The organism is Dyella sp. 2RAB6, assembly GCF_052115385.1.
Classification (GTDB): Bacteria; Pseudomonadota; Gammaproteobacteria; order Xanthomonadales; family Rhodanobacteraceae; genus Dyella_D.
Genome location: NZ_JBFRGP010000003.1, coordinates 301,284 through 322,629 on the forward strand (window position 1 = coordinate 301,284; position 21,346 = coordinate 322,629).

General features: G+C 67.4%; 15 protein-coding genes and 1 riboswitch. Of the genes, 5 read left to right on the forward strand and 10 right to left on the reverse strand.

Translation table 11 applies throughout. From position 1 onward, the window contains the following. Positions 1-7: 7 nt before the first annotated feature. From AB4083_RS07250 to ahcY, 4 genes are all read right to left on the reverse strand, one after another. Positions 8-925: a branched-chain amino acid transaminase gene (locus AB4083_RS07250; protein ID WP_441607095.1), complete on the reverse strand. Its 918-nt coding sequence runs from the start codon at positions 923-925 to the stop codon at positions 8-10. 104 nt (positions 926-1,029) lie between these two features. Beyond that, positions 1,030-1,608 (reverse strand): DUF4124 domain-containing protein, encoded by a 579-nt coding sequence (locus tag AB4083_RS07255; RefSeq protein ID WP_441607096.1) that lies wholly within the window; start codon positions 1,606-1,608, stop codon positions 1,030-1,032. Positions 1,609-1,656: 48 nt separating this feature from the next. Further along, the gene (gene metF / locus AB4083_RS07260) at positions 1,657-2,484 is read right to left on the reverse strand and encodes a methylenetetrahydrofolate reductase [NAD(P)H] (protein WP_441607097.1); all 828 of its coding nucleotides are present in this window, start codon (positions 2,482-2,484) and stop codon (positions 1,657-1,659) included. 254 nt (positions 2,485-2,738) lie between these two features. Further along, positions 2,739-4,172: an adenosylhomocysteinase gene (ahcY, locus tag AB4083_RS07265; RefSeq protein ID WP_441607098.1), complete on the reverse strand. Its 1,434-nt coding sequence runs from the start codon at positions 4,170-4,172 to the stop codon at positions 2,739-2,741. A gap of 43 nt (positions 4,173-4,215) precedes the next feature. After that, positions 4,216-4,334: riboswitch (S-adenosyl-L-homocysteine riboswitch) on the reverse strand. A gap of 149 nt (positions 4,335-4,483) precedes the next feature. Between ahcY and AB4083_RS07270 the strand changes: the two genes are divergently transcribed. The 3 genes from AB4083_RS07270 to AB4083_RS07280 all read left to right on the forward strand — a co-directional run bounded on the left by AB4083_RS07270 (position 4,484) and on the right by AB4083_RS07280 (position 10,568). After that, positions 4,484-6,964: a S9 family peptidase gene (locus AB4083_RS07270; protein WP_441607099.1), complete on the forward strand. Its 2,481-nt coding sequence runs from the start codon at positions 4,484-4,486 to the stop codon at positions 6,962-6,964. Positions 6,965-7,175: 211 nt separating this feature from the next. Then, the gene (ppc, locus tag AB4083_RS07275; RefSeq protein WP_441607100.1) at positions 7,176-9,884 is read left to right on the forward strand and encodes a phosphoenolpyruvate carboxylase; all 2,709 of its coding nucleotides are present in this window, start codon (positions 7,176-7,178) and stop codon (positions 9,882-9,884) included. A 75-nt stretch (positions 9,885-9,959) separates the two neighbouring features. After that, positions 9,960-10,568: a TIGR00645 family protein gene (locus AB4083_RS07280; RefSeq protein WP_441607102.1), complete on the forward strand. Its 609-nt coding sequence runs from the start codon at positions 9,960-9,962 to the stop codon at positions 10,566-10,568. A gap of 72 nt (positions 10,569-10,640) precedes the next feature. On the opposite strand, the gene AB4083_RS07285 is transcribed toward AB4083_RS07280, so the two are convergent. Both AB4083_RS07285 and metK read right to left on the reverse strand, forming a co-directional pair. After that, the gene (locus tag AB4083_RS07285) at positions 10,641-12,503 is read right to left on the reverse strand and encodes an ATP-binding cassette domain-containing protein (RefSeq protein WP_441607103.1); all 1,863 of its coding nucleotides are present in this window, start codon (positions 12,501-12,503) and stop codon (positions 10,641-10,643) included. A gap of 99 nt (positions 12,504-12,602) precedes the next feature. Further along, on the reverse strand, positions 12,603-13,802 hold the full coding sequence (gene metK, locus AB4083_RS07290; RefSeq protein WP_441607104.1) for a methionine adenosyltransferase: 1,200 nt from the start codon (positions 13,800-13,802) through the stop codon (positions 12,603-12,605). Between the two features lie 303 nt (positions 13,803-14,105). Between metK and AB4083_RS07295 the strand changes: the two genes are divergently transcribed. Further along, the gene (locus AB4083_RS07295; protein ID WP_441607105.1) at positions 14,106-14,834 is read left to right on the forward strand and encodes an SGNH/GDSL hydrolase family protein; all 729 of its coding nucleotides are present in this window, start codon (positions 14,106-14,108) and stop codon (positions 14,832-14,834) included. A gap of 4 nt (positions 14,835-14,838) precedes the next feature. Here AB4083_RS07295 and AB4083_RS07300 read toward each other — a convergent pair whose 3' ends face one another. From AB4083_RS07300 to AB4083_RS07315, 4 genes are all read right to left on the reverse strand, one after another. Continuing rightward, a complete protein-coding gene (locus AB4083_RS07300) occupies positions 14,839-15,669 on the reverse strand; it encodes a methyltransferase domain-containing protein (RefSeq protein WP_441607106.1) in 831 nt (276 codons plus the stop codon). Between the two features lie 101 nt (positions 15,670-15,770). Then, positions 15,771-16,757 carry a tRNA dihydrouridine synthase DusB gene (dusB, locus tag AB4083_RS07305; protein ID WP_441607107.1) on the reverse strand — a complete coding sequence of 329 codons (987 nt, stop codon included), beginning with the start codon at positions 16,755-16,757 and terminating at the stop codon, positions 15,771-15,773. A gap of 32 nt (positions 16,758-16,789) precedes the next feature. Continuing rightward, positions 16,790-19,006 (reverse strand): TonB-dependent receptor family protein, encoded by a 2,217-nt coding sequence (locus AB4083_RS07310; protein ID WP_441607108.1) that lies wholly within the window; start codon positions 19,004-19,006, stop codon positions 16,790-16,792. Between the two features lie 183 nt (positions 19,007-19,189). Next, positions 19,190-20,452, reverse strand: a complete 1,263-nt coding sequence (locus AB4083_RS07315) for a nucleoside permease (protein WP_441607109.1) — start codon at positions 20,450-20,452, stop codon at positions 19,190-19,192. Positions 20,453-20,707: 255 nt separating this feature from the next. Here AB4083_RS07315 and rhtC point away from each other — a divergent pair, with 255 nt between their 5' ends. Beyond that, positions 20,708-21,343, forward strand: a complete 636-nt coding sequence (gene rhtC / locus AB4083_RS07320) for a threonine export protein RhtC (protein WP_441607110.1) — start codon at positions 20,708-20,710, stop codon at positions 21,341-21,343. Positions 21,344-21,346 lie beyond the last annotated feature (3 nt).

The following is a 21,346-nucleotide window of genomic DNA, read 5'->3' on the forward strand; positions in this document are numbered from 1 at the left end:
CGAGCAATCAGACCGGTTCCAGCCAACCCCACTGGTCATTGGTCTTGCCATTGAACAGACCGAAGAACAGCTCCTGCATCCGGCGCGTCACACGGCCGGCCTTGCCCGAGCCGATCTTCTTGCCGTCGACCGAGCGGATCGGGGTGATCTCCGCGGCGGTGCCGCACATCAGCAGCTCGTCGCACAAATACAGGTACTCGCGCGGGAGATCGCGCTCGATCACTTCGATGCCGTCTTCGCGCGCCAGCGTCATCAGCGTGTGGCGAGTGATGCCGGTGAGGATCGAAGCGCTGGCCGGGGTGGTGTGCAGCACGCCGTCGAAGACCAGGAACAGGTTCTCGCCCGCGCCTTCACTGAGCAGGCCGGTGTTGGCCAGCGCGATGCCTTCGCCGAAGCCCAGGCGGCGCGCTTCGCGCGCGATCAGCTGGCCGGAAAGATAATTACCGCCGGCCTTGGCGCCGGCCGGAATGGTGTTCGGCGCGAAGCGCTGCCAGCTCGACACGCAGGCGTCGATGCCGGCCTCCAGCGCCTCCGGCCCGAGATACGGACCCATCGGCCACGCGGCTACCGCCACGTCGATCGGCGTTTCCGCCGACAGGCCGAAGCCGCCGAGGCCGCGGTAGGCGACCGGACGCAGATACGCCGCACCGAGGCCGTTCTTCTTGATCACGTCGCGGCAGGCGGTGGCGATCTCGTCCTGCGAATACGGCAGCACCATGTCGTAGATCTTGGCCGACTGGTACAGGCGCTTGAGATGGTCGGTGAGGCGGAAGATCGCGGCGCCGTCCGGCGTGGCGTAGCTGCGGATACCCTCGAACACCGACGAGCCGTAATGCAGCGCGTGCGACATCACATGCGTGGTGGCCTCGGCCCAGGGCTTGATCTGGCCGTTCTGCCAGATCCATTCGGGATATTGCTGCGCCATGTCGATTCTCCGAAAAATTGAGCGACATGATACCCGCTGCCGGGCGGGCTCATCTTTCAGCCGCCTTGCAGACGTTCAAGCGCTCGTTCGAATCGGCGTACGGCTCAGCCGGCGCTGCGCAGCCACAGGCAGCCGGAGCGGCGCACGATGTCGAAGCGCGTTTCCTTCGGTTCGCCGCTGGCATCGTCCGATGCGGTGTGCACCACCAGCTGGTGATCCGGCGGCGGCGCAGGGTGGTCGGCGGGTGCTGCGTCGGGATCGCTGCCGGCAGCCTGCTCGGGCGCGTTCTGTGCGCCGAAATCCAGCAGCGGACGCTTCATCAGTGCGCCCAGCGAGCGGATGTCGGAGAGCACCGCGTTGCGCCCCGCGCCTTCCCACAGCATCAGGCCGGCGAGGCGGTTGGGATCGCGCGTGGCGAACGCGTCGGTGACGCTCTGGCGCAGCTCGGCCACGCTGCTGGCGCACAGGATCGGCGGCGGCACCGATGGCACCGGCGCGTTCGGCGCGGGGGCGCTGGACTTGGGTGCGGCCTGTACCGGCGTGGCTTTCAGCGCGGCGCAGGGCTGATCGGTGAACAGCGGGTTGCCGTCGGGGCCGATGCAGCGATGCACGCCCTCCTGCGCGGAGGCGGGCAGCAGCCAGAGGGACAGCAGGAGCGAGCAGGCAAGGAGGAGTAGACGCATACCGCGCAGGATAACCCGCGCGGCCTGACTGAAAGATCGAACCGGCGCTTAAATCGACAGGCGCTCCAGCACCGCCTGCGTCGCCTTGGCCCGGTTGAGCGTGTAGAAGTGCAGCCCCGGCGCGCCGCCATCCAGCAGGCGGCGGCACAGCTGCGCGACCACGTCCGCGGCCAGCTCGCGGATCGACTCCGCGTCGTCGCCATGCGCCTGCATGCGCTTGGCCAGCCAGCGCGGGATCTCGGCGCCGCAGCCGTCCGAAAAGCGCTTGAGCATGCTGTAGTTGGAGATCGGCATGATGCCGGGCACCACCGGCACGTCCACGCCGAGGCGGCGCACGTCGTCGAGGAAACGGAAGTACGCATCCGGGTTGTAGAAGTACTGCGTGATCGCGCCGTTGGCACCGGCGTCGACCTTGGCCTTGAAGTGGCGCAGGTCGGCCAGTGCGTCGTCGGCCTGCGGATGGGTTTCCGGATAGGCCGCGACTTCGACGTGGAAATGCCCGCCGCTGTGCTGCCGGATAAAGCTGACCAGTTCCGCCGCATAGCGGAAGTCGCCCGGCGAGGCCATGCCCGAGGGCAGGTCGCCGCGCAGCGCGACGATGCGGCGGTAGCCGGCGGCGCGATAGCCGTCCAGCAGCTCGGCGATCTCGGCGCGGGTGCCGCCCATGCAGGACAGGTGCGGCGCCACGTCCAGGCCATGCTCGCGATGCAGGCGGGCCACCGTCTCGCCGGTATAGCTGAGGGTGGAACCGCCGGCGCCGAAGGTCACCGAGACGTAGTCCGGCCCGCGCCCCTTGAGCAGCCGGGCGGTACGGTCGAGTTGTTCGCGCTGTTCGTCGGTCTTGGGCGGGAAGAATTCGAAGCTGATGGCCGGCATCGTCGGACTCTCGGTGAGGAATGCCGGAGAGTATATATCTCTTGGTCGCGATGAAGGGATATATGGATGGATGATGACTACGGCGTAGGTTGGGGTGAGCCGCAGGCGAACCCCAACGTGGCCACCTCCAGACGCATCGCACCGTTAGGGTTCGCCTGCGGCTCACCCCAACCTACGCCCGGCGTGGTGGCGTCGGGCACAAAAAAAGCGCGCGGTGCGAACCGCGCGCTTTTCGTTTCCGGCTGGACCGCCGCTCAGTAGCGGTAATGGTCCGGCTTGTACGGGCCTTCCACCGGCACGCCGATATAGGCGGCCTGGTCGGCGGTCAGCTTGGTCAGCTTCACGCCGATCTGCTCCAGGTGCAGGCGGGCGACTTCCTCGTCGAGCTGCTTGGGCAGGCGGTAGACGGTCTTCTCGTAGACGTCCTTGTTCTTCCACAGGTCGAGCTGGGCCAGCGTCTGGTTGGAGAAGCTGTTGGACATCACGAAGCTCGGATGGCCGTGCGCGCAGCCGAGGTTCACCAGGCGGCCTTCGGCCAGCATGTAGATGCTGTTGCCAGTCTTGCCGAAGGTATAGCGGTCGACCTGCGGCTTGATCGTCTCGCGCGACACGTCCTTGGCGCCGTTCAGACGGTCGATCTGGATCTCGTTGTCGAAGTGGCCGATGTTGCACACCAGGGCGTTGTTCTTCATCGCCGCCATGTGCTCCAGCGTGATGATGTCCTTGTTGCCGGTGGTGGTGACATAGATGTCGGCGATGCCGAGGCTGTCTTCCACGGTGGTGACCTGGAAACCTTCCATCGCCGCCTGCAGGGCGTTGATCGGGTCGATCTCGGTGACGATCACGCGCGCGCCGAAGCCCTTCAGCGAGTGCGCGCAGCCCTTGCCCACGTCGCCGTAGCCGCAGACCACGGCGACCTTGCCGGCGACCATCAGGTCGGTGGCGCGCTTGATGCCGTCGGCCAGCGATTCGCGGCAGCCGTACAGGTTGTCGAACTTGCTCTTGGTGACCGAGTCATTGACGTTGATCGCCGGCACCAGCAGCTTGCCGGCTTCCATCATCTGGTACAGGCGGTGCACGCCGGTGGTGGTCTCTTCGGAGACGCCCTTCCAGTCGGCCGCGACCTTCTTCCAGAAGCCGGGACGCTCCTTGGCGGTGCGCTTGAGCAGGTCCTTGATCACCTGCTCCTCATGGTTGCCGCTGGGGGTGTTGACCCAGTCGTCGCCGTTCTCCATGTCCAGACCCTTGTGGATCAGCAGGGTGGCGTCGCCGCCGTCGTCGACGATCAGCTCGGGACCCTGCATGCCCGGGTGGGTGAGCATGTCCAGCGTGCAATCCCAGTACTCCTCCAGCGTCTCGCCCTTCCAGGCGAACACCGGGATGCCGGAGGCGGCGATGGCCGCGGCGCAGTCGTCCTGGGTGGAAAAGATGTTGCAGGAGGCCCAGCGCACCGAGGCGCCCAGGGTGCTCAGGGTTTCGATCAGGACCGCGGTTTCCTTGGTCATGTGCAGCGAACCGGACAGGCGCACGCCCTTGAGCGGCTGCTCCTTGGCGTAGCGGGCGCGGATCTGCATCAGGCCGGGCATTTCTTCTTCCGCCATGCGGATGCGGCGGCGGCCGAGATCGGCGAGGGCGATGTCGCGGACCTTGAAGTCCTGGCCGGCGGCTTCTTTGCTGACTGCGTTCATAGGTGTGGCTCCGGAAGTTTGTGCGGCAGGGAATGCCGCATCGGTTGACCGGGCGCCGTTTGAACATGAAAACCATCGAGCCTGGCCGGACTTGCGCAAGCCCCAGCTGGAACAAGCCAGGGTGGGATCGGCACAGTCACGGTCGCAGCGCCCCTCGACGGGAGTTCGCAAGTATAGCCGGTGGGCGCGTTGGGGATTCGTCTAGCCGGCCGTGGTGCCTGAACGGACGGGACCGTGACGGATGGCCTAGGCCCGGGCGGCGGCGTGCCGCTAAGGTCGCAAGTTTATTCGGCCACAGGTTTTCTGCCCCCATGAACCGTCCGCTCCGGCGTCTCGCTCTCGTTGGTCTCCTGCTGGCCGCGCTGCCCCTGGCCACTTCCGCCCGCACCCCGCAAGCCGCTCCGGCGCCGGCCGCCGCGGCCGACGGTTACCGCTTGCCGCCCGCGCCGCTGCAGGCACTGGTCGATGCGCCGCGGCCGCCGCAGCTGTCGATCAGCCCGCACCGCGACCTGCTGGCGCTGATCCAGACCCCCGCGCTGCCCGGCATCGACCTGGTGGCGCAGCCGGAGCTGAAACTGGCCGGCCTGCGCATCAATCCGCGCACCTATGCGCAAAGCCGCTTCTCGTTCGGCACCGACCTGTGGCTGCTGGATATCGCCAGCGGCAAGGAGCAGCGCCTGCAGGGCCTGCCGTCGCCGTTGTCGATCGCCACCACCAGCTGGTCGCCGGACCAGCGCTTCCTGGCCTTCAACCAGGTGGACGCGAAGTCCGGCCGCAACGAGCTGTGGGTGGTCGACATCGCTGCGCACAGCGCGCGCCGGCTCACCGAGCTGCCGCTCAATACGGTGGCCGGCCGCGGTTATCGCTGGATGTCCGACAGCCGGCGCCTGCTGGTGGAACTGCGGCCCGACGGGCAGGGCGAAGCGCCCGCCGCTGGCGGCATTCCGACTGGCCCGAATGCACAGGAGACGCGCGCCGGCGGCGGCGTGAAAGCGCTTCCCACCTATCAGGATCTGCTGCACAACGAGAACGACGCGCGCGTGCTGGAGCACTACCTGCGCGCGCAGGCCGCCCTGGTCGACCTGGACGGCAAGCTGAGCAAGCTCGGCGAACCGGCGCTGACTTTGTCGCTGCAACCGTCGCCGGATGGCCGCTACCTGCTGCGCGAACGCGTCGAGCGGCCGTTCTCCTACCTGGTGCCGGTGGACAACTTCCCGCGCCGCATCGAGGTGCTGGACCTGGACGGCAAGCTGGTGAAGGAAATCGCGCGCCAGCCGCTGGTCGACGGCCTGCCCACCGGCAACGACGCGGTGCGCACCGGCGTGCGCGATATCGACTGGCGCGCCGACGCCCCGGCCACCCTGGTGTGGGCCGAAGCGCAGGATGGCGGCGACCCCGCCCGCCAGGCCGACGTGCGCGACCTGGTGAAGACCCAGGCCGCGCCGTTCGCGCAGGAGCCCACCGTGCTGGCCAGGCTCGGCAGCCGTTACGCCGGCGCCTATTGGGGCAGCGGCGAGCTGGCGCTGATCGAGGAGTCCTGGTGGAAGACGCGCCAGGTGAAGGAGTGGCGCATCGCGCCGGACCATCCGGAGCAGGCGCCGAAGCTGGTGCGCGAAGGTTCCTCCGAGGACCGCTACAAGGATCCGGGCCTGCCCGCCACCGCGGTCGACGAGCGCGGCGAGCAGCGCCTGGTGGTCGCTGCCGACGGGCACGGCATCTTCCGCCTCGGCAAGGGCGCTTCGCCGGAAGGCGATCGTCCGTTCGTCGACAAGGTCGACCTGGACAGCGGCAAGAGCGAGCGCCTGTTCCATTCGCAGGCGCCGTACTACGAAGCGCCGCAGGTGCTGCTCGATGCGCAGGGCAAGCGTGCGCTGACGTCGCGCGAGGCACCGGCGGAAACACCGAATTTCTTCGTGCGCGAACTGGCTTCCAGCAGCGCGCCGCGTGCGCTCACCCACTTCGCGCATCCCACGCCGCAGCTCAAGGACGTGAAGAAGGAACAGATCCGCTACAAGCGCAAGGACGGCGTCGAGCTCACCGCCACGCTGTTCCTGCCGCCGCACTACGACCCGAAGAAGGATGGTCCGCGCCCGATGCTGATGTGGGCGTATCCCACCGAGTTCAAATCGGCCGACGCGGCCGGGCAGGTCACCGATTCGCCGTACCGCTTCAATCGCATCAGCTACTGGAGCCCGCAGGCGTTCCTGGCGATGGGCTATACGGTGCTGGACGACTTCTCGGTGCCGATCGTCGGCGAAGGCAGCAAGGAGCCGAACGACACCTACGTGCAGCAGCTCGTAGCCAGTGCCGAAGCGGCGGTGGATGAAGTGGTGCGCCGTGGCGTGGCCGAGCGCGGGCACATCGCGGTGGGCGGGCATTCCTACGGTGCCTTCATGACCGCCAACCTGCTGGCGCATACGCGGCTGTTCCAGGCCGGCATCGCGCGCAGCGGCGCCTACAACCGCACGCTGACCCCGTTCGGCTTCCAGTCGGAGGAGCGCAACTACTGGCAGGCGCAGGACGTGTACAGCGCGATGTCGCCGTTCAACTACGCCGACCACATCAAGGACGCGCTGCTGCTGATCCATGGCGAGCAGGACAACAACTCCGGCACCTTCCCGATCCAGAGCGAGCGCCTGTACGCGGCGATCAAGGGGCTGGGCGGCACGGCGCGGCTGGTGCTGCTGCCGAACGAGGCGCATGCGTATCGCGCGCGCGAATCGATCATGCAGATGCTGGCGGAGTCGAACGATTGGCTGGAGCGTTATCTGAAAAGCCAGCCAGCGCATTAGCGACTGGCGTAGGTTGGGGTGAGCCGCAGGCGAACCCCAACATCGGCACCTTCAAATGCATCGCATCGTTGGGGTTCGCCTGCGGCTCACCCCAACCTACGCCGGACTTATTCGTTTCATAAGCAACCGTTACGAGCTCATGCGGCGCTGCACAAAAAGGCGTTCGTTCGGGGTAGTCTTGGATGTCCAGACATCCGCCGACGTGGTTCCGATGGCCCAGCAGCGCAGTCCCGAGTTCGCCCCGCACGATGCCCCCCTGCGCGAAGACGTGCGCCGCCTCGGCACCCTGGTCGGCAATATGCTGGCCGAGCAGGTGGCGCCGGCGTTCCTGGACGAAGTCGAGCGCGTGCGCACCGCTGCCATCGCGCGCCGCCACGAAGGCGCACCGCTGGCGCTGCTGGCGGAACTGCTGACCGGAGTCGAGACCGCGCATGCCGAGGCGCTGGCGCGTGCCTTCGCCACGTATTTCCAGGCAGTGAATATCGCCGAGCGCGTGCATCGCATCCGCCGCCGCCGCGACTACCAGCGCGAGGACCGCGCGCCGCAGCCCGAATCGCTGCTCGACGCGCTGGGCAGCCTGAAGGAACAAGGCGTGGGCGCGGGCGAGCTGCTGGAATGGCTGGCGCGGCTACGGGTAGAGCCGGTGTTCACCGCGCATCCGACCGAGGCGATGCGCCGCTCGCTGCTGGAAAAGGAACAGGCGATCGTGCGCGCGCTGATCGACAACTTCGATCCCAGCCGCACGCCGCAGGAACGCAAGGAAGACGACGACCGCATCTTCATGGCCCTGTCCTCGGCGTGGCAGACCGCCGAAGCCTCGCCGGTGCGGCCCAGCGTACAGGACGAGCACCACCACGTCGGCTTCTACCTGGCCAATCCGATCTACCGCATCGTGCCGGCGCTGTACGAGTCGCTGGACGACGCGCTGCAGCAGGTCTATGGCGTGGCGGTGGCGCTGCCGCGGGTGCTGTCGTTCGCCACCTGGGTCGGCGGCGATATGGACGGCAATCCGAACGTGGGTGCGGACACCATCGCGGCCAGCCTGTCCACGCAGCGGGCGCACGTGCTGGAGCATTACATCGCGGATATCGCGGGGCTGGCGCGCCTGCTCAGCCAGACCGAAGGCCGCGTCGGTGTCGACGATAGTCTCGCGCGGCGCCTTGCCGATTACCGCGAGCGTTTTCCCGAAGCCGCGGCCCAGGTGCGGCCGCGCCATGCGGACATGCCGTACCGCGCGTTTCTCGCGGTGGTGCAGGCGCGCTTGCAGGCGACGCACGACGACGATCATCCGGAAGCGTATGCCTCGCCGCAGGATCTGTTGGCCGACCTGCAGCTGATCGCCGAAAGCCTGATCGACCATCGCGGCCTGCACGCCGGTGCGTATGCGGTGCAGCGGCTGGTCTGGCGCGTGCGCAGTTTCGGCTTCCATCTGGCGCGGCTGGATGTGCGGCAGGATTCGCGCGTGCATGACGATGCGCTCGCCGCGCTGCTCGGCGAAGCGGATTGGCCGGAGCGCGACGAGGTCGCGCGCGCGACGGCACTGCAGCCGTATGCCAGCGGCGAGCGCGCGTTCGCCGAGAGCGACGATGCGGGTGCCCAGTCGCTGAAAGCCGTATTCGCCACGCTGCGCGATGCGCGCAAGCGCTACGGCAGCGATGCGGTGGGGCTGTACATCATCAGCATGGCGCGCTCCGCGGCCGACGTGCTCGCCGTGCTGGCGCTGGCCAGGCATGGCGGCCTGGTCGCCGACGCGGACCGCGTGCCGCTGGATGTGACTCCGCTGTTCGAAACCGTCGACGACCTGGCCAATGCGCCGGAGACACTGCGGGCGCTGTTCGGCGATGCGGTGTATCGAGCCCATCTCGAACAGCGCGGCGGCCGCCAGTGGGTGATGCTGGGCTATTCGGACAGCGGCAAGGACGGTGGCACGCTCGCCTCGCGCTGGGGCCTTCAGCGTGCGCAGGTCGAACTGCTGGAGGTGGCGAATGCGGCCGGCGTGCGGCTGTCGTTCTTCCATGGCCGCGGCGGTTCGGCCAGCCGCGGCGGCGCGCGCATCGCGCCGGCGCTGATGTCCTCGCCGCGCGGCTCGGTGGCCGGCGTGCTGCGCGTGACCGAGCAGGGCGAGGTGATCCACCGCAAGTACGGCATCCGCGCGCTGGCGCTGCGCAACCTGGAGCAGACCGTGGGCGCGGTGCTGCGCGCCAGCCTGCGGCCGCGCGAGCAGGACGAGCGCGAGACAGCATGGCGCGAACGCATGAGCGAGTTGGCCGCGATCAGCCGCACGAGCTATCGCGCCTTCATCGACCGCGAAGGCTTTATCGAATATTTCCGCAGCGCCACGCCGATCGACGTGATCGAGCGCATGACGCTGGGCTCGCGCCCTTCGCGTCGCCGCAGCATGCGCGGCGTGCAGGACCTGCGCGCGATCCCCTGGGTGTTCGCGTGGACGCAGTGCCGCTCGATCATCACCGGCTGGTACGGGCTGGGCACCGCGCTGGAACAGGGCGCGGCAGCCTTTGGCGAGGAGGCGCTGGTGGAGATGGCGCGCGACTGGCCGTTCTTCGCGAACATGCTGGACGACGTGGAGATGGTGCTGGCCAAGAGCGACCTGGATATCGCCGAGGCGTTCTCGCGCCTGGCCGGCGACTTGCACGAGCCGTTCTTTGCGCTGATCCGCGAGGAATTCGAACGCACCACGCGCTGGGTGCTGCGCTTGAAGGGCGCGGAGGATCTGCTGCGCGATGCGCCGAAGCTGGCGGTATCGATCCGGCTGCGCAATCCCTATATCGATCCGATGAGCCTGCTGCAGGTGGACCTGCTGCGGCGCTGGCGCGCGGGCGGCAGCGAGGACGATGCGTTGCTGCGGGCGCTGGTGGCCTGCGTCAACGGGGTGTCACAGGGTTTGCAGAACACGGGTTGAAAGGCCTGCCTGGCGCTTGCGCAGAATCTTTCGACCTCGCTAGGCTGGCTGTTTTACCTCGACGGGTTTTTCCTCATGTCCGATTCTCCCCGCCGCCTCGGTCCGTTGCCCTGGCTGATCTTCGGTTCCCGCTGGCTGCAGCTGCCGCTGTACCTTGGCCTGATCGTGGCGCAATGCGTCTACGTGTTCCTGTTCGCCAAGGAGCTGTGGCACCTGATCCACGAGGCGCCCTCGCTGGGCGAGCAGGAGATCATGCTGATCGTGCTCGGCCTGATCGACGTGGTGATGATCTCCAACCTGCTGATCATGGTGATCGTCGGCGGCTACGAGACCTTCGTCTCGCGCCTGCGCCTGGAGCACCATCCGGACCAGCCGGAATGGCTGTCGCATGTGAACGCCTCGGTGCTGAAGGTGAAGCTGGCGATGGCGATCATCGGCATCTCCTCGATCCATCTGCTGAAGACGTTTATCGCGGCCGGTTCGCTGACCGGGCTGCCGTTCTGTTCGGCCGAGGTGCTGGCGAGCATCGCCGAGAACGGGCCCGGCGTGGGGCTGAAGTGCGCCACCTTCACGCCGGTCGGCGTGATGTGGCAGACCATCATCCACCTGGTGTTTATCGTGTCGGCGATCGGTATCGCCTACACCGACCGGTTGATGCAGAGCGCGAAGCGCAACGAGCACTGAGCAGCGCCCGGCGCAATCCGGCGCAGGTTGGGGTTCGCCTGTCGGCTCACCCCAACCTACGCCGGCGTTGGTTTAGCCTTCCAGCTCCGTCCAGCGTGCGTACGCCACTTCCAGCTCCGCCTGCACCTTCGCCAGTGCATCGTTATGGCGCTGGATCGCCGCGCTGTCCTGCTGATAGAACGCGGGGTCGTTCATCGTCGCGGAACGCGCGGCGACCTCGGTCTCCAGTTGTTCGATCCGCAGCGGCAACTGCTCCAGCTCGCGCTGTTCCTTGTAGCTGAGCTTGCGCTTGGGCTTCTCCGGCTCCGCTACGCGCGGCGCCTCGGCCGGCTTCACCGGCACCGCTTCCACCGCCCGCGACAGCGGCCGCTGGCGCAGCCAGTCGCTGTAACCGCCGACGTAGTCGCCGACCCGGCCCTCGCCCTCCAGCACCAGGGTGCTGCTGACCACGTTGTCGAGGAATTCGCGGTCGTGCGAGACCAGCAGCAGGGTGCCCTGGTATTCGGTCAGCAGTTCTTCCAGCAGCTCCAGCGTTTCCACGTCCAGGTCGTTGGTCGGTTCGTCCATCACCAGCAGGTTGGACGGCTGGGCGAACAGCTTGGCCAGCAGCAGGCGGTTGCGTTCGCCGCCGGAAAGGCGGGTGATCGGCGCGCGGGCGCGCTCCGGCGAGAACAGGAAGTCCTGCAGGTAGCCGATGATGTGCTTGCGCTGGCCGTTGAGCTCGATGTACTCGCGGCCGCCGGCGACGTTGTCCAGCGCGTTGAGGGTGTTGTCGAGCTGGCTGCGGTGCTGGTCGAAGTAGGCGATCTGCAGGCCGGTGCCGAGCGTCACCTCGCCGCGCTGCGGCTGCAGTTCGCCGAGCAGGATCTTCAGCAGGGTGCTCTTGCCGGCGCCGTTCGGGCCGACGATGCCGACGCGGTCGCCGCGCATGATCACGGTGTCGAGATCGCCGATCAGCACGCGCCCGCCGTAGGCCTGGTGCACGTGGCGCGTCTCGATCACCTTCTTGCCCGAGGCCTGCGCATTGGCCAGGGTGATCCTGGCGGTGCCGCCGAGCTCGCGCCGCTCGGCGCGCTCGTTGCGCAGCGCCTTCAGCGCGCGCACGCGGCCTTCGTTGCGGGTGCGGCGCGCCTTGATGCCCTGGCGGATCCACACTTCTTCCTGCGCCAGCTTCTTGTCGAACAGCGCATTGGCCTGCGCCTCGGCGTGCAGGCGTTCCTCGCGGCGGCGCAGGTAGTTGTCGTAGTCGCCGGGCCAGCTGGTGAGCTGGCCGCGGTCGATTTCCACGATGCGCGTGGCCAGCGAGCGCAGGAAGGAGCGGTCATGGGTGATGAAGACCAGGCTGCCGGCGAAGGACTTGAAGAAGCCTTCCAGCCAGCCGATGGCCTCGATATCCAGATGGTTGGTCGGCTCGTCCAGCAGCAGCACGTCCGGCTTGCGCACCAGCGCCTGCGCCAGCAGCACGCGGCGCTTCATGCCGCCGGACAGCGCGGCGAAGTCGGTATCGGCGGGCAGGTCCAGGCGCACCAGCACTTCGTTGACGCGGCGGTCGAGATCCCAGCCGTGGCGCGCCTCGATCTGCGACTGCACCTCGCCCAGCGCGTCGAAGTCGTGCTCGGCCAGCAGATGGTGGTAGCGCGCCAGCAAGGCGCCCAGGTCGCCCAGGCCCGCCGCGACCACGTCGAACACGCTGCCGGCGGTGTCCTGCGGCACCTCCTGCGCCATGCGCGCGACGACCGTGCCGGTCTGCACGCGCAGCTCGCCGTCGTCGGGTTTCAGTTCGCCGGCAATCAGCTTGAGCAGGGTGGATTTGCCTTCGCCGTTGCGACCGACGATGCACACGCGCTCGTTCGCCTCGATCGACAGATCGACGTGTTCGAGCAGGAGGGGGCCGCCGATACTGAAGTCGACGCGCTGGAGTTGGATCAGGGACATCCGCCCATTGTAGCCGCTGCACGGGTGCGCCTGGCATGGCCCCCAACGAAAACGGGCCGCTTGCGCGGCCCGTTTCCTCAAGCGAATACGATGCTTCGCTTACTTCAGCTTGGCGTCCACGCGCAGCGCCTCGGCCTTGTCCGTCTTCTCCCAGGAGAAAGCGGTGTAGGTCTTGCCGTCCGGGCCCTTCACTTCGTACGGCGAGCGGCCGAAGTGACCGTAGCTCGCGGTCTGCTGGTACATCGGATGGATCAGGTCCAGCATCTTGATGATGCCGTACGGGCGCAGGTCGAAATGCTTGCGGATCAGCTTCTCGATCTTGTCGTCCGAGATCTTGCCGGTGCCGAAGGTGGTCACCGAGATCGAGGTCGGCTCGGCCACGCCGATGGCGTACGAGACCTGCACTTCGCAGCGGTCGGCGATGCCGGCGGCCACGATGTTCTTGGCCACGTAGCGCGCCGCGTAGGCGGCCGAACGGTCGACCTTGGACGGATCCTTGCCCGAGAACGCGCCGCCGCCGTGGCGGGCCCAGCCGCCGTAGGTGTCGACGATGATCTTGCGGCCGGTCAGGCCGCAGTCGCCCACCGGGCCGCCGATCACGAACTTGCCGGTCGGGTTGATGTGGAACTTGGTGCCCTTGTGCAGCAGCTTGGCCGGCAGCACGGGCTTGAGGATGTGCTCGCGCACGGCCTCGATCAGGTCCTTCTGCTTGACGTCCGGATCGTGCTGGGTCGACAGCACCACGGCGTCGATGGCAGTCGCCACGCCGTCTTCGTAGCGCAGGGTGACCTGGCTCTTGGCGTCCGGGCGCAGCCACGGCAGCGGGGAGTTCTTCTTCTTGCGGACCTTGGCCTGCTGCTCGACCAGGCGGTGCGAGTAGTAGATCGCCGCCGGCATGTAGTCCTTGGTCTCATTGGTGGCGTAGCCGAACATCAGGCCCTGGTCGCCCGCGCCCTGTTCTTCCGGCTTCTTGCGGTCCACGCCCTGGTTGATGTCGGGGGACTGCTTGCCGATCAGGTTCAGCACGCCGCAGGTCTCGCCGTCGAAGCCGACGTCGGAGGAGTTGTAGCCGATGTCCACGATCACCTTGCGGGTGAGCGCTTCGAGGTCGATCCAGGCGCTGGTGGTGACCTCGCCGGCCACGATGGCCACGCCGGTCTTCACCAGGGTCTCGCAGGCCACGCGTGCACGCGGATCCTGCGCCAGGATCGCGTCGAGGACGGCGTCGGAGATCTGGTCGGCGACCTTGTCCGGATGGCCTTCGGAAACCGATTCGGAGGTGAAGAGGAAGTTGCTCATCGCGGGTTATATCCTTCCTTACGGATGAAGAGATGAAAGAGGGTGCGGCATGATACATGCCAGTCCCCGGTTTTGCAGCTACAGCATGGCGCCGGCAGGTGACGATTTCATGCCGATTCAGCCGTTTGGACGGCCAGGAGGCCGCGTGCCGCAGGCTGCCGGAGGCCCGTCGGGAGGCCGCGCAAGCCCCGCAGGATAGCTCAGAGCCGTCCCATTCATTGCTGCGATGCGGGCAGGCGGCGGGCGATTTCCGGGCCGGATCCGCTACATTCGGGCGGATCGGCATGACTCACCGAGGCGACCATGACCCCGAACCGCGCCACCCCTCCCTCCCGCTGGCTGCTGGCCCTGGCCTGGCTGCTGTTCGCCGCCGGCACCGCCCAGGCGGCGATTCCCTCCGGGCCAGCTCAGTGGCTGCCGGCGATGGAGGACTTCGCCCGGCAGGACCAGGCCCAGCCCCCGCCGCAGCATGCCGTGCTGTTCATCGGCAGCTCCTCGATCAACTACTGGCATTCGCTGGCCGAGGACTTCCCCGGCGTGCCGGTGATCAACCGCGGTTTCGGCGGTTCGGCGATCGCCGACAGCACCTATTACGCCGACCGCATCGTCACGCCGTACCACCCGCGCCTGATCGTGATGTACGCCGGCGACAACGACGTCAGCGAAGGGCATTCCGCGCAGCAGGTGGCGGACGATTTCAAGGCCTTCGTGGCGCGCGTGCGCAAGGACTTGCCGGCGGTGCCGGTGGTGTACATCTCGATCAAGCCCAGCGTGGCGCGCTGGTCGCTGTGGCCGGCGATGCGCGAGGCGAACGGGCTGATCCGCGACTGGGCGGCGACGCAGCGCACGGTGCGCTTCGTGGATATCGCCCCGGCGATGCTGGATGCGCAGGGCAAGCCGCGCGCCGAGCTGTTCCGCGACGACGGGCTGCATATGAAGCCGGCCGGCTATGCGCTGTGGATCCAAGTGCTGCGCCCGGTGCTGGCGGCGTACGGTTTTGCGGTGAAGCAGCCGGCCGCCGCGACGCCCTGAGCGTTCAGTACACGCTGGCCCGCGCCTGCACGAAGCCGAAGAAGAACACCGCGTTCGGGTCGTTGCGCACCGCCTGCAGTTCGCGGCGCATGCCGGCGACGGTGGCCGCGTCGACCTTGCCGCCGGCCAGCAGCGGCTCGGCGGCCGACAGCAGCAGTTCTTCCCAGAACTCGATCATGTGCTTGCGCCGGCCGGGCTGGCGATTGTCGAGGTGGATGGTTTTCACCTCGGTATGCACGTCGTGGTAGCCGCCGGCCTGCAGCAGGTTGCCGAGCTTGGCGCCGATGAAGGGGTCGCCGCCGGAGTCGTACTGGTGGTCGTTGAAGGCCATCCAGTAGCGCAGCAGGTGCGGCGAATACGGATCGAGGAAGAACGATGAATTCAGCACCTCGGTGACGTAGATCGTCGCGCCGGGGCTGAGCACGCGGCGCACTTCGCTCAGTACGCGCGCCGGGCTGGGCATGTGTTCCAGCACCCAGCACAGGTAGGCGGCGTCGAAGCTGCGTTCGCCGAAGGGAAGGTCGGTGGCGTCGGCTTGTTTCAGCGTATAGCGCGCTTCGCACCAGGCAGTGGCGCCCAGGTTGTGTTCGGCGGCAGCCAGTTGCGCGGGGGAGCGGTCGACGCCGGTCACGTGCAGCTGTGGGAAGCGGCGCAGCAGGATCTCGGTCTGCGCGCCGACGCCGCAGCCGACTTCCAGCAGGCGGGTGGCGTCGCTGTAGTCCACGTGGCTGAACAGGCTGGTCTCGAACATGCGCGCCTGGCGCACCAGGCGGGACTGTTCCTCGGCGGAGAAACCATGGATGTAGGGGAAATCGCCGGTGGGATCGGTGGCCATGCAAGGCCTGCGCGTCGGGGCGGGAAGCAGAGCTTAGGCTTCGCGTGTGACGCTCTCAATCGGCCGTCGGCCAGATGGGAAACGATGCCGGCGTGGTGGCGTCAGGCCGCCAGTTCCAGCCCGCTTTCCAGCGCCTGGAAATATTCGCGGGTCAGTCGCAGCTGGTCCTGCGCGCTCTCGGCGCGGTTGACCACGTTGCGGAAGGCAGCGTTCTCCGGGCGGTCCTTGGCGTACCAGCCCAGGTGTTTGCGGGCGATGCGCACGCCGGCTTGTTCGCCGTAGAACGCGTACAGGTGTTCCAGGTGGGCGAGCAGGATGGCGGCGACTTCGGCCGGACCCGGCTCGGGCAGGCGCTCGCCAGTGGCGAGGTAGTGCGCGATCTCGCGGAAGATCCACGGCCGGCCCTGCGCGCCGCGGCCGACCATCACCGCGTCGGCGCCGGTGACGTCGAACACATGTTTCGCCTGCTCGGGCGTGGTCACGTCGCCGTTGGCGAACACCGGGATGCGCACGGCAGCCTTCACCGCGGCGATGGTGTCGTACTCCGCTACGCCTTCGTACTTGTCGGCGCGGGTGCGGCCATGCACCGCGAGCGCGGCGATGCCGGCGTCCTCGGCGATGCGTGCGATGTTCAGCGCGTTCTTGTTCTGGCGGTCCCAGCCGGTGCGGATCTTCAAGGTCACCGGGATGTCCACCGCATCGACCACCGCCTTGACGATGCGCGCCACCAGCGGCTCGTCCTGCAGCAGGGCGGAGCCGGACCACACGTTGCACACCTTCTTGGCCGGGCAACCCATGTTGATGTCGACGATCTGCGCGCCATGCCCGGCGTTGTAGCGCGCCGCCTCGGCCAGCATGGCGGGGTCGTAGCCGGCGATCTGCACGCTGACTGGTTCCGGTTCGCCGGCGTGATCCATGCGATGCAGCGACTTGCGCGTCTGCCACAGGCGCGGGTCGGCGATGGTCATCTCGGACACGGCCAAGCCCGCGCCCAGCCGTTTGCACAGCAGGCGGAAGGGCTTGTCGGTGACCCCCGCCATGGGCGCGAGCACCACGGGCGGGTCGATGCGGTAGGGGCCGATCTGCATCCGGCTATTTTAGCCGGGAGCGGCCCCCGCGGTCAGAAATCCACCGAAGCCTGCACGAAGTAGGTGCGCGGCTGGCCCACGTAGAGGCCGTTGTTGTTGTCGGTGGAGCGGGTGAAATAGCGCCGGTCGAACAGGTTTTTCACGCCCACGCCGAGCTTCAGGTAGGCCAGCTCGGGGCCGAAGCGGTATTCGCTGCGCAGGTTCCAGCTGGTCCAGCCGGGGATGTCGCCGTAGTCGCCGGCCGGCGTGCCGACGGTGATGTACTGCGACGGCCTGGCCGGGTCGAAGCTGGGCGAGCCGGGCGAATGCTGGCGCGACTGAGTGAAGGCATCCAGATTCAGCGTCCACGGGCCGCGCTCGTAGCGCACGCCGAGGTTGGCGGTGCGGCGCGAATAGAACGGCAGGTCGAGGCCGGCGAACGAGCCGTAGTTGTAGGTGGCCTTGGTGTAGGTGAAGGTGCCCCACAGGGTGAGGCCGCGCAGCTTCGGGTCGAATGCGCCGGCATCGAGGTGTGCGGCGGTTTCCAGGCCCTTGTGGGTGGTGGCGCCGAGGTTGGTCCAGCCGTCGTGCGAATCGGCCACGCCGGGGAGCTTGCCGACCAGCTGCAGCTCATGGTCGAAATTGATGCGGAACACGGTGGCTTCGGCGCCCCAGGCGCCGTCGTCGTAGCGCGTGCCGGCTTCGTAGGTGCGCGCGGTTTCCGGGGCCAGACCGGTGGCGAACTGGCTGTCGGCGTTCTTCTGGCCGATCTGGAAATACTGCAGGCTGCCGAACGAGGTTTCGGCGTTGGCGTAGAGCTTCCAGCGCTCGGACAGGTGATAGATCACGTTGAGCGAAGGCAGCGGCTTGGAGTACTGCTCGCGGCGGTAGGTCGGGCCTTTCACCAACACCGTCGCGTCGGGCAGCGCGCGCCACCAGGTGTCGATGCGCTCGTAGCGCAGGCCGGGGGTGATGGTCCATGAGCCTGCGTTGATGGTGTCGTCGATGTACAGCGCATGCGCTTCGGTGCCGCCGACGTTGTTGCCCGAGCGCACGTACGGGCCGTTGTAGGGGAAGCTGTCGAACGGGGTGTAGTACAGCGGCGAGTCGTACTTGTTGTTGCGCAGCGTGCGCTCGTGCATCGCTTCGTTGAGATAGCGGTAGCCCACGCCGATCTCCTGCGTCCAGCCGCCGAAGTCGAACAGCTGCGCATAGCGCGGCTCGATCGCGAAGGTGTGGTAGTTGCGCGGGTAGGCGTTGAGCTGGTGCGTGTAGATGCCGGTCTTCGCGTTCTGCGTGATCGTCTCGATATGGCTGCCGCGGAAGCTGTCGGTGTAGTAGGTCTGCACCTCGAAGCTGCGGGTGTCGTCGACGTGGCTGTACTTCAGTACGGCGTCCTTGCGCAGGCCGCGGAAATCGTCGAACGGGCGGCGCGACTGAAACGGATCGGCGTTGTAATCGGCCTGGCTGAGGCCGCCGGGCATGCCGGCCTGGCCTCGGTAGTAGTGCAGGCTGCCGCTGAGCGTGTCGGTGTCGCTGAAGCGGTAGCTCGACTTCAGCATCACGTCGTCGATATTCGTGTTGTTCTCGTGCTCGCGGTAGCCCGGACCCTTGGTGCCCGAATAGAGCAGGGCCAGGCCCAGCCCCTGCGCGGTGGTGCCGCCGACAAAGGCGTTGCTCTGCGTCTGGATGCCGCCGTGAGCGCCGCCCTGCAACTGCACGCCAGCGCTGCCGCCGAAGGTTTCGGGGATCTCGCGGGTGACGAAGTTGATGATGCCGCCCACGTTCTGCGGCCCGTAGCGCACCGAGCCGCCGCCGCGCACCACGTCCACCGCTTCGAGGTTGGCCACCGCCATCGGCATCATCGATACCTGCGGCTGGCCGTACGGCGCCGCCGCCATCGGGATGCCGTCGAGCAGGATGGTCGAGCGCGGCGACAGGCGCGCGGTCAGGCCGCGCACGCCCACGTTCAGCGAGACATCGCTGCCGCCGGTGCCGTTGCTCTCCTGGACCTGCACGCCGGGAATGCGGCGCAGGATGTCGCGTACCTGGGTCGGCGCGGCCTCGACGATCTGCTCGCGGCGGATGGTGGTGCGCGCGCCGGGGTGGTTCTGCACGTCCCGCGCGGTGGCATCGCCCAGCCAGTCGCCGGTGACGCGCACGGCCGCCAGCTCTTTGGCCTGCTTCTGGTCGGAGGTGTTGTCGGCGGCGTGGGCGGAGGCGGCGCTGGCCAGCAGGGCCAGGGCGATGGCGCGGGAGAGGCGAGGCATGCTGTTAGGAGGCCGTGAAAACCGGCATCTTAAATGAGAATAATTCTCACCACAAATTCCTGCGCTGCCCCCGCCATCCGTAGGTTGGGGTGAGCCGCCAGGCGAACCCCAACAGTGCGAGGCGTATGCAGGTGGCCATGTCGGGGTTCGCCTGACGGCTCACCCCAACCTACGCCATGCGCTTCAGTGCGCCGCGCGCGCCGCGGCCACCGCCTGCGGATCGTGCTTGTGCTTGAACAGGAACAGGAACAGCACGGCCACTACCAGCGAATACGCGGCGAACGCGGTCCAGATGCCGTGCCAGTTCTTGCTGCCGTCGGCGTGGGTGAAGAAGGCATCGATCATCCAGCCGCTGATCGAGCTGCCCAGCACCGCGCCGATGCCGTTGGTCATCAGCATGAACAGGCCCTGCGCGCTGGCGCGGATCGACGGGTCGGCCTGGCCTTCGACGAACAGCGAGCCGGAGATATTGAAGAAGTCGAACGCCATCCCGTAGACGATGCACGACAGCACGATCATCCACAGCCCCGCGCCGGGATCGCCATAAGCGAACAGGCCGAAGCGCAGCGTCCACGCCAGCATGCTGATCAGCATCACCGTCTTGATGCCGAAGCGCTTGAGGAAGAACGGAATCGCCAGGATGAACAGCGTTTCCGAAATCTGCGAGATGGACATGATGATCGCCGGATAGCGCACGGCGAGCAGGTCCTTGTACGGCTCCATCGTGGCGAAGTCGTGCAGGAAGGTATCGCCGTAGGCATTGGTCAGCTGCAGCGCCGCGCCGAGCAGCATGGCGAACACGAAGAAGACTGCCATCTGCACGTTGCGGAACAGCGCGAACGAAGTCAGGCCCAGCGTATCCAGCAGCGACTGGTGCTCCTTGCGCTCGAAGCGCGGCGGGCACTTGGGCAGGGTGAACGCATACAGGCCCAGCAGCAGCGCGGCGGCGCCGGCCACGTGGAACTGGCCGGCGGTGGTTTCCAGATGCAGCAGGCTCACCGTCCACAGCGCGGCGATAAAGCCGACCGTGCCCCATACGCGGATCGGCGGAAACACCGTGACGATGTCTTCGCCGCCGCTCTTGAGCGCGTTGTACGCCACCGCGATCGAGAGCGAGATGGTCGGCATGTAGAACATCATGTTGAGCAGCATCACCCAGAACATCAGCCCGGGCGAATCGATGCTCGGCACGATGAACAGCATGATCGCGCCGCCGATATGCATCAGGCCGAACAGCTTCTCGGCGTTGATCCACTTGTCGGCGATCACGCCGGCGATCGAGGGCATGAACAGCGAGGCGATGCCCATGGTGGAGAAGATCGCGCCGAACTGCGTGCCGGGCCAATGCTTGTTCTGGAACCAGTACGCCCCGATGGTCAGCAGCCACGACCCCCATACGAAGAACTGCAGGAAGTACATGATGACGAGGCGGAGTTTGATGCTCATCGGGCTCTATCGGTCCTGGTGATTCGTTAATATCGCGGAGCGGTCCGTCGGGCACACGCCGGGCGGGGCAGCCAGCCGAGCTGGTGCTGCCCTTCCGGTGAACGCGCTGATCCCCCGCGGGCGGCCTTAGGACCGGTCTTAGGTCCTGGCCAAACGTCCGCCAGCGTAGGGAATCGGCCCGGCGGGAACAAGTTGCGCAGCCGCAAAATACCCGTGCCTTATCCCGAGTGTCCTTTCCACGCTGAGAGTGACCCCATGAGCCTCTTCCTCACCATCGCCGCAATCCAGCTGATCGCCCTGGCCAGCCCTGGCCCCGATTTCTTCTTCGTCTCGCAGACCGCGGTCAGTCGCTCGCGCCGGCAGGCCATGTTCGGCGTCGTCGGCATCACCCTGGGCGCGCTGGTGTGGGCGGCGCTGGCCCTGCTGGGCCTGCAGATCGTGTTGCACCAGATGGCCTGGCTGTCGCGCCTGATCGCCGTGGCCGGCGGCCTCTACCTGGCCTGGATGGGGGTGAAGATGCTGCGCGGCGCGTGGAAGGCGCCGGCCGGCGGCGCCACCCAGGTGGTGGTGGTCGAACGCAGCGATGTCGCCGCGCTGCGCGCCGGCCTGTTGACCAACCTGGCCAACCCCAAGGCGCTGGTCTACTTCGGCTCGGTGTTCTCGGCCTTCGTCGGCGACGGCGTCGGCGCGGCGGCACGCTGGGGCCTGTGGGGCCTGATCATCGCCGAGACCTTCCTGTGGTTCTCGCTGGTCGCCGCCTTCTTCGCCCTGCCGGCGATGCGCCGCGGCTACCTGCGCCTGACGCGTTGGATCGACGGCTTCGCCGGTGCGGTGTTCGTGCTGTTCGGGCTGCACCTGATCCTGCGCGGCACCGGCAACCGGCCCAGCTGAGCG

What these genes read in the sequence shown, in the direction of transcription:
- AB4083_RS07250 (WP_441607095.1), bottom strand. Translation starts at nt 925, where the DNA reads ATGGCGCAGCAATATCCCGAATGGATCTGGCAGAACGGCCAGATCAAG.
- AB4083_RS07255 (WP_441607096.1), bottom strand. Translation starts at nt 1,608, where the DNA reads ATGCGTCTACTCCTCCTTGCCTGCTCGCTCCTGCTGTCCCTCTGGCTG.
- metF (WP_441607097.1), bottom strand. Translation starts at nt 2,484, where the DNA reads ATGCCGGCCATCAGCTTCGAATTCTTCCCGCCCAAGACCGACGAACAG.
- ahcY (WP_441607098.1), bottom strand. Translation starts at nt 4,172, where the DNA reads ATGAACGCAGTCAGCAAAGAAGCCGCCGGCCAGGACTTCAAGGTCCGC.
- AB4083_RS07270 (WP_441607099.1), top strand. Translation starts at nt 4,484, where the DNA reads ATGAACCGTCCGCTCCGGCGTCTCGCTCTCGTTGGTCTCCTGCTGGCC.
- ppc (WP_441607100.1), top strand. Translation starts at nt 7,176, where the DNA reads ATGGCCCAGCAGCGCAGTCCCGAGTTCGCCCCGCACGATGCCCCCCTG.
- AB4083_RS07280 (WP_441607102.1), top strand. Translation starts at nt 9,960, where the DNA reads ATGTCCGATTCTCCCCGCCGCCTCGGTCCGTTGCCCTGGCTGATCTTC.
- AB4083_RS07285 (WP_441607103.1), bottom strand. Translation starts at nt 12,503, where the DNA reads ATGTCCCTGATCCAACTCCAGCGCGTCGACTTCAGTATCGGCGGCCCC.
- metK (WP_441607104.1), bottom strand. Translation starts at nt 13,802, where the DNA reads ATGAGCAACTTCCTCTTCACCTCCGAATCGGTTTCCGAAGGCCATCCG.
- AB4083_RS07295 (WP_441607105.1), top strand. Translation starts at nt 14,106, where the DNA reads ATGACCCCGAACCGCGCCACCCCTCCCTCCCGCTGGCTGCTGGCCCTG.
- AB4083_RS07300 (WP_441607106.1), bottom strand. Translation starts at nt 15,669, where the DNA reads ATGGCCACCGATCCCACCGGCGATTTCCCCTACATCCATGGTTTCTCC.
- dusB (WP_441607107.1), bottom strand. Translation starts at nt 16,757, where the DNA reads ATGCAGATCGGCCCCTACCGCATCGACCCGCCCGTGGTGCTCGCGCCC.
- AB4083_RS07310 (WP_441607108.1), bottom strand. Translation starts at nt 19,006, where the DNA reads ATGCCTCGCCTCTCCCGCGCCATCGCCCTGGCCCTGCTGGCCAGCGCC.
- AB4083_RS07315 (WP_441607109.1), bottom strand. Translation starts at nt 20,452, where the DNA reads ATGAGCATCAAACTCCGCCTCGTCATCATGTACTTCCTGCAGTTCTTC.
- rhtC (WP_441607110.1), top strand. Translation starts at nt 20,708, where the DNA reads ATGAGCCTCTTCCTCACCATCGCCGCAATCCAGCTGATCGCCCTGGCC.